The sequence below is a fragment of the Actinomadura parmotrematis genome, assembly GCF_019458805.1.
Taxonomy (GTDB): Bacteria; Actinomycetota; Actinomycetes; order Streptosporangiales; family Streptosporangiaceae; genus Spirillospora; species Spirillospora parmotrematis.
The window spans coordinates 236799-243985 of record NZ_JAIBOA010000012.1 but is presented as its reverse complement, the minus strand read 5'-3'; the positions used below and the strand labels follow the sequence as shown (position 1 = coordinate 243985).

6 protein-coding genes are annotated in these 7187 nt (G+C 77.9%); 4 read left to right on the top strand and 2 right to left on the bottom strand.

Annotated features, from left to right (window positions below; translation table 11 throughout):
• A partial coding sequence (locus K1Y72_RS20320; RefSeq protein WP_220167965.1) for a glycoside hydrolase family 26 protein occupies positions 1-1531 on the bottom strand: 1531 nt, incomplete at its 3' end.
• 119 nt (positions 1532-1650) lie between these two features.
• Here K1Y72_RS20320 and K1Y72_RS20315 point away from each other — a divergent pair.
• The 3 genes from K1Y72_RS20315 (at position 1651) to K1Y72_RS20305 (ending at position 5124) form a co-directional block, all read left to right on the top strand.
• Entirely contained in the window at positions 1651-2901 is a 1251-nt protein-coding gene (locus tag K1Y72_RS20315) for a carboxylate--amine ligase (protein WP_220167964.1), read from the top strand.
• 56 nt (positions 2902-2957) lie between these two features.
• The gene (locus tag K1Y72_RS37245) at positions 2958-4190 is read left to right on the top strand and encodes an NAD(P)-binding domain-containing protein (protein ID WP_220167963.1); all 1233 of its coding nucleotides are present in this window, start codon (positions 2958-2960) and stop codon (positions 4188-4190) included.
• Between the two features lie 187 nt (positions 4191-4377).
• Positions 4378-5124, top strand: a complete 747-nt coding sequence (locus K1Y72_RS20305) for an esterase/lipase family protein (protein WP_220167962.1) — start codon at positions 4378-4380, stop codon at positions 5122-5124.
• A gap of 95 nt (positions 5125-5219) precedes the next feature.
• On the opposite strand, the gene K1Y72_RS20300 is transcribed toward K1Y72_RS20305, so the two are convergent.
• Entirely contained in the window at positions 5220-5444 is a 225-nt protein-coding gene (locus tag K1Y72_RS20300; protein ID WP_220167961.1) for a hypothetical protein, read from the bottom strand.
• Between the two features lie 609 nt (positions 5445-6053).
• On the opposite strand from K1Y72_RS20300, the gene K1Y72_RS20295 reads away from it, so the two are divergent.
• Complete coding sequence (locus K1Y72_RS20295) at positions 6054-7109, top strand: hypothetical protein (protein WP_220167960.1); 1056 nt, start codon at positions 6054-6056, stop codon at positions 7107-7109.
• The last annotated feature ends 78 nt before the right edge of the window (positions 7110-7187 follow it).

The window sequence follows — 7187 nt, the reverse complement described above, 5'->3', positions numbered from 1 at the left end:
GAGGCGCGGGCGCGACGGGCGGGGACGCCGGCGCGGGCGGCGGCACGAGCTGCGCCGGCGGCGCGGACTGCGCCGGCGGCGCGGCCGGCGACGCGGGCGCGGACGGCGCGGCGGACGGCGACGGTGACGGCGAGGCGGACGGGGTCGCGTCCGGGGCCGCCGGCGGGGACGCGGGCGGTGACGGCTCCAGCGTGGCGGCCGACGCGTCCGGGCTCGCCGCGAGCGGCGGGACCGGCGGCGACGCCAAGGCCGACGCGGGCGCCGACGGCGACGCGGGCGGCGGCATGGACGCCGACTGCGGGACCAGCGCCGACGACGGCGCGTCCGGGGACGCGGCCGGCGACTCCGGGCGCGCCACGGGCGGCGGGACCGCCAGCGAGGCCGGCGGCTCGGACGGCGACCCGGACGGCGCCGCCGAGGACGGCGACGCGGACGGCGACGCCGGCGCGGTCGTGCCGCCGGCCGGGACCGTCACCGGCGGCGGCGCCGTCTGCAACCCCCGCCCGCCGAACAGGGAGCGGTAGGCGCTGCTCGACCGCTCGTTCCGGGTGCAGCGCCAGATCCCGTGCGGGCAGTAGTCGGTGATCGTCTGGTAGACGACGTCGTGCCCCTCGATCCAGTCGTGCATTCCCTTGATGTAGTCGGGATTGTCCGCATTGTCGAACAAACCCCATTCGGGAAAGGACATCGGCTTGTGGTGCGCGGCCGCGAATTCGGCGTGGTACTTCAGCCCGTACGGCTCGTCGCGGTAATAGTCGAAGCGCTTTCCGGAGGGCTGGTCGTAGGCGTCCAGCCCGACGATGTCCACCACGTCGTCGCCGGGGTAGCACTCCGGCCAGGGGACGGCGTCGGGGCCGCGGGTGGCGGTGAAGTCGAAGCTGAACCGGATGCCGGGCACCGCGCGCATCGCGGCGACGATGCGCCGCCAGTAGGCCTTCCACCGGTCCGGCGCGGGACCGCAGCGGCCGGTGTAGGTGAGGCCGTTCATCTCCCAGCCGAGGACGATCACGATGTCCTTGACGCCGGCGCCGGCGAGGCGCCGCGCCAGCCGCGTGTAGTGCCCGTCGAACGCGCCCTCGGCGCCGCGCCCGAGCAGGGCGGCCACCGTCCGGTCGGGGACGCCGGCCTCGTTGGCCTCCAGCATCGGCACGTTGAGGACCAGCAGGCGCCCCGGGTCCTCGGCCTTCCACCGCGCCCACGGCTCGACGATGTAGTCGGGCCCCTCGATGCCGCTCCAGGACTCGCCCGGCAGGTAGGTGTGCCCGACGGTGACGGGCGTGTCCAGCCAGCGCTGGAAGGCGGGGATGCGCCCGACGCCGCCCTCGTCCGAGCCGAGGAACGCGCCGAGCGGGACGGGGTGCTCGTGCCGCGCGGTGGGGTCGTCCGGCCGGCACCCGCCGAGCGCGGTGCAGAGCAGCAGCGCGAGCCCGGCGACGGCGGTGCGCGGGCGGGCCCCCGGAACGGACCCGCGCCATTCTTTGCGGCCGTCGGAAAAACGCCGTCGCGCAGAGTGGATGTCGGGGGCTCCCATGCGTAAAGTCTGCCCTCGACCGGCGCGAGTGAACAGGCGACCGGCTTTGCGGCGGCAAAATTTACCTCGCCACTACTCGTGCGGAATATGCGCATCCTGAAAAGATCGGGCAGGGACCTATGGGGCGGCAAAAGCGGGCCGGGGAGTTCCCGGCGCTCGACCGGGGCCTGCCGGCCCTGATCCTGCGCACCCACCGCTACCCGCTGCACCACGGGACGCTCGGCGCCGTCCGCTCGCTCGGCCGCGCGGGCGTCGAGGTGCACGCGGTGCTGGAGGAGCGCGGGAACCCCGCCGCCCGCTCCCGCCACCTGCACCGGGCGCTGCCCTGGGGTCCGCCGCCCGGCGAGGCGGAACCGGTGATCGACCACCTGCGCGGCCTCGCCGCCCGCATCGGCCGCCCCGCCCTCCTCGTCACCGTCGACGACGCGGGCGCGCTGTTCGCCGCCCGGCACGCCGCCCGGCTGCGCGAGTGGTTCGTCCTGCCGGACGTCCCGGCGGACGTGCCGGCGCGGGTCGCCGACAAGGCGCGGCTGGCGGAGCTGTGCGCGGAGCTCGGCATCGCGCACCCGCCCACCGCCGTCCCCGCCGGCCCCGCCGGGGTCGACGCGGCGGCCGGGCGGTTCGGGCTGCCGCTGATGGCCAAGTGGGCGCGCCCCTGGCACCTGCCGCCCGGGTTCCGCAGCGCCGAGCTCGTCGCGACCGCCGAGCGGGCGCACGAGCTGTACGCGGCGTCCCGCGCGCCCGGCCAAGCCGACGCAGGCCCGTTGATCCTCCAGGAGCTGGTGGGCCACCGCGGCGGCGACTGGTTCTTCCAGGGCTACTTCGACGAGTCGTCCGCCTGCCTGTTCGGCGGGGCGGGACGCAAGCACCTGGCGCGGCCGGTGCACGCCGGCCACACCGTCACCGGCGAGTGGGTCGCCAACCCCGAGCTGGAGGACCTCGCGCGCGCGATCGTGAAGGCCGCCGGCTACAGCGGGGCGGTCGACATGGACTTCCGCGAGACCGCCGACCGCACCTACCACCTGGTCGACTTCAACCCCCGGCTCGGCGCCCAGTTCCGGCTGTTCCACGACGCCCGGGGGCTCGACATCGTCCGCGCCCAGCACCTGCACCTGTCCGGCCGCCCCGTCCCCCCGGCCCGCCCCGACTACGGCCGCACCCTGGTGGTGGAGGACCAGTGCCTGCACCACGCGCTGGCCCACCCGACCGGGCTGCCGGCCGCGCTGCGGAGCCTCGCCGGCGCCGGCGAGCGGGCCTGGTACGCCCGCGACGACCGCGTCCCCCTCGCCGTCGTCGGCGCGCACGGCTTCGGCCGGGCCGCCCGCGGCGCCGCGCGCCGGGCCGCCCGCCCGCTGCGCCGCCCGAGCTGAGGCACGTCCCGCCCGCCTCCGGGCACGACCGTCACCAGGAAACGGAGAGCACACCCGTGAACGACGCGGCCGTCGACGTACTGATCGTCGGAGCTGGACCCTACGGACTGTCCGTCGCGGCCCACGCCCACGGGCGCGGCCTGCGGACCCGCATCATCGGCACGCCGATGCGGTTCTGGGCCGAGAACATGCCCGCGGGCATGTTCCTGAAATCCGAGCCGTTCGCCGTCGCCCTCGGCTCGCCGGAGCCGGGGCGCGCCTTCACCGACCGCCACGACGGCTGGACGATCGGCCGGCCGATCCCGCGCGACACCTTCGTCGAGTACGGGCGCTGGTTCGCGGACCGGCTCGCCGTGCGGCCCGAGGAGACCGACGTGGTGCGCGTCGACCGCGCCGGGGACGGGTTCGGTGTCCTGCTCGGCACGGGCGAGCGGGTGCGCGCCGGGTCGGTGGTGATGGCGATCGGCGTCGGGGCGTTCACGCGCGTCCCGGCCGGGCTGGCCGGGCTGCCCGCCGGGATGCTGTCGCACGCCTCCGACCACCGCGACCTGTCGGGGTTCGCGGGCGAGGAGGTCGTCGTCATCGGGGCGGGGCAGTCGGCGCTGGAGACGGCGGTGCTGCTGGCCGAGGCGGGCGCGCACCCGCACCTGGTGGCCCGGACGCCGGCGCTGTCGTGGAACCCGCCGCCCGAGCCCGACCCGTCGTGGGCGGGGCTGCTGCTGCGCGGCCCGCACTCGGGCCTCGGCCGGGGCTGGCGCACCTGGCTCTGGGCGGAGCGCCCGGCCGCGACGCGCCTGCTCCCGGCCGCGGCGCGGCAGCGCGTCGTCCGCACCACCCTGGGCCCGGCCGGCGCCTGGTGGCTGCACGACCGCTTCGACGAGCGGACCGCGGTGTCGCTCGGCCGGACGGTCACCGGCGCGGCCGAGCGGGACGGCCGGGCCGTCCTGGACACCGTCGGCGCGGACGGCGACGCGCGCACGGTGGCGTGCGACCGCGTCATCGCGGCGACCGGGTTCGCCGTGGACGTGGAGCGCATCGCGGTGCTGTCCGCCGACCTGCGGGGCCAGGTGCGCCGGACGTACCGGTCGCCGGCGCTCGGGGCGCACTTCCAGTCGTCGGTGCCGGGCCTGTACTTCGGCGGCCTGACGGCGGCGGCGAGCTTCGGCCCCGTCATGCGCTTCGTGCACGGCGCCGGTTTCTGCGCGCGCCGGATCGCCGACCACATCGCCGCGACGCGGCCGCGCGCCGCCGGGGTCGCGGCCTCGGGGAACGTCCTCGTGCGGTCCTGACCCGCCCGGCGCCCGGCCGGGCGAACCCGGCCGGGCAAGCCCGCGGCAAAGGATGCGGCGGCGAAGGGTCCGGCCGGGCGGGCGGGGGAGTGGGCGGCGCCCGGACCGCGCATGATCATTTCGTGGGCGCCGGGCGGGGGGCGCGGCGCCCGCCACCGTCCCGGCCGCCCCTCGCGACAGGGGAACGATGACCCGCGCCTTCCGGACACCCGCCGCCCTCCGCGCCGCCGCGGGGCTCGCCCTCGCCGCGTCCGCCGCCGCGCTCGCCGCCGCGCCCGCGCCCGCGGCCGGCGCCGAGCGCGTCCGCGCGGCGGACCCGGTGCTCGTCATCGGCGGCTTCGACGCCCGGCAGGACCGGCTGGACGGGCTCGCGGCGGCGCTCACCGCGCGCGGCCACCCCGCCGAGACGATGCAGCTCCTCGGCGATCCGGCCGGCACGGCGCCGATCGCCGAGTCGGCGCACGCCGTGGCGGTCAGGGCCGCCGGCCTGCTGGCGCGGACGGGGGCCGCGCGCGTCGACGTCGTCGGCCACTCGATGGGCGGCCTGGCCCAGCGCCACTACCTGAAGTTCCTCGGCGGGGCGTCGCGGGTCGGCACGGCCGTCAGCGTGGGCACGCCGGAGCAGGGGGAGGTGCTCGGCCTGCTCTGCGCCGTCGCCTCGCCCGGCTGCCGCGACCTGCTGCCGGACTCGGCGTTCCTGAAGCGGCTGAACGCCGCGCCCGCCGTGCCGCCGGGCCCGCGCGCCTACCACCTCTACAGCGAGCAGGGCCTCGGCGAGAAGGCCGCGCTGCCCGGCGCCGTCAACGCCGCCGTCCAGGAGTTCTGCCCCGGGCGCCGCGTCGGGCACGCCGGGGAGCCGGTGGACGCCGCGATGCAGGACCTGGTCGTCGCGGCGCTGGAGGGGCGGCCCCTCGCCGCGGGCTGCGCGGGCTGACGCGCGGGGCGGCCGGCCCCCGGGAACGGCGGAGGCCGCGGCGTTCGCGGAACGAACGCCACGGCCTCATCGCGCAGCGGGCTGCGCCGCCCGGGTCAGTGGTTGAACGAGGACCCGTTGATGCAGTCGCCTTCCTCGTGCGAGATGCCGAGGATGTTGTGGATGGCGGCGCCGACGCCGGCGACGTCGATGCCGCGGCAGGTCTGGACGCCGACGATCTGGACGTTCGACGGGTCCTCGTCGGCCATGGCCGGGGTCGCCGCGAAGGCCATGAAGCCCGCGCCGCCGATGAGAGTCGCCGCGACCAGTCGCTTGAACATGAAGGTCTCCATTCGAAAGAGGGAGCGGCGTGCGCGGCCTTGCCCGACGGACCGGGCCCGGAGTCGTTCGCAGCACGCCCTCGATAGATCGCACCGCAAGTCTCCGCGCCGTGGCAACGGCTCCGAACCGCATTTTCCGCATTCCTGGCGGGAGGACGGTCATCGCTTTCCCGGAACGGCGGCCGGCCGTCCCCTTTGGCATATTTAGTGGTTCTTTCCGGTGCCGCGTCGCGCGAATGCGGCGCCTTTCCGGTGCTCCCCCTGCTCGACGCGGTTCCCGGGGCGTCATGGAAAGGTAATGGAGCGGCCAGGAAAGCGCCATGACCGGGGGTTCCGGACGTTCCGTGGCGCACACTCGGTGCGTCCAGGAAAGGCGGCCGAACCCGCCTGGAAACGGCCCGGCCGGATTCTCTCCGCCTGTGGCGCCCCTTCCGTGGAACGGAGCGGGCGGACACGCCGGAGGGAGTCATTTTTTCCCGGAGTCGCCGATGGGCGGTGTTATTGTCGCGGTGCCGCGGCGACGTGCCGCATTCCTGTACGAGAATCCTGTACGTGAATCCCTTGCGCGACGGCCGACCGCGCGCGAGGACAGACCGAGGAGCGGACCGCATGCGACCGGACACGACCCCGCGGGGAGCCCTGGCGCTCCCCGGGCGTCACCGGTCGCCGGCGCCGGCCCGTCCGGGATCCGTCCTGCCGGGGTTCGTCGCCCGCGCCCTCGTGGTGGCCGCGCTCGCCCTGGTGGGCTGGGCGGTCGGCTCGGCCCTGTCGGCGCCGGCCTCGTCGGCCGCCGAGGGGGCGCCGCACGGCGCGTCGGCCGCCGAGCCGGAGGCGTCCCCGGACGCCGGCTGCGCCGGCCCGCTCTGCGCGGGGCTCCGGCGGCAGGTGGCCGCCGGTCCCGGCGCGCTCGCGCCCGCCGCGCCCGTCGTCTCCGCCCTGCGGGACGGGGAGGGCCGGGTGGCCCGCACGGTGCGCGCCGGGCGGGCCCTGCCCCGGCCCGAGCGGACCGTCCGCGCGCTCGCCGGCGCCGGCGGGCCCGTCCTGGAGGAGCTGCGGGGGACCGGCGGGAAGGCGCTGGAGCGGGTCGACCGCGGCGTCGCCGCCACGATCCCCGCGCGCATCCCCGCCCGCATCCCCGCGTCGATCCCGGCTCCGCGGTCCGGCCCCGCCGGCCGCCTGCTCGCGCCCGCGCAGGCCGGGGACGCCCTCGCGGCGTCCCTCGACGCGGCGGCGCCGTCCCCGGCGCGGCCCGGCCGGGCCGCCCCGGCCGCGGGCGCGTCCCGCGCCGAGCCCGAGCACGCCGCCCTCACCGCCGGCGAGATCGAGGCGGACGGTCCGTCCGCCCGCCCCGCCGGCCACGCGACCGCCCGCGCGGCGGCGGGCCACCCGGCCGCGCCCGCGCACCTCGCGGGCGGCGACGTCCGCGTCGAGCACCGCGGCGCGCCGCTGCCCGGCGGCGCCCCGCAGGGGCCCGCGGGCGTCTACGGCCATGAGGGCGTGCTGCCGCTGACCGGTGCGGGCGCCGGCCACGGCCTCGGCCCGGTGCTCGGCACCGCGCCGCCCGTCCGGCACCCCGCCGCCGCGCCCGCCGGGCGCCCCGGTTTCCGCGCGGAGGTCCTGCGGGACCGGCTGCGCGCCATCACCCTCCTGGTCGTCCCCGACTAGGACGCGGCCGGCCCTCCGGCCGCCGCCGCCCCCGCCTCGCAGCGCGCAGCGCGCACCGGCGGCGGGCCCTCATCCCGG

Excerpts from the sequence above, each read along its gene's own strand:
- K1Y72_RS20295 (WP_220167960.1), top strand. The coding sequence starts at position 6,054 with ATGCGACCGGACACGACCCCGCGGGGAGCCCTGGCGCTCCCCGGGCGT.
- K1Y72_RS20305 (WP_220167962.1), top strand. The coding sequence starts at position 4,378 with ATGACCCGCGCCTTCCGGACACCCGCCGCCCTCCGCGCCGCCGCGGGG.
- K1Y72_RS20300 (WP_220167961.1), bottom strand. The coding sequence starts at position 5,444 with ATGTTCAAGCGACTGGTCGCGGCGACTCTCATCGGCGGCGCGGGCTTC.
- K1Y72_RS20315 (WP_220167964.1), top strand. The coding sequence starts at position 1,651 with ATGGGGCGGCAAAAGCGGGCCGGGGAGTTCCCGGCGCTCGACCGGGGC.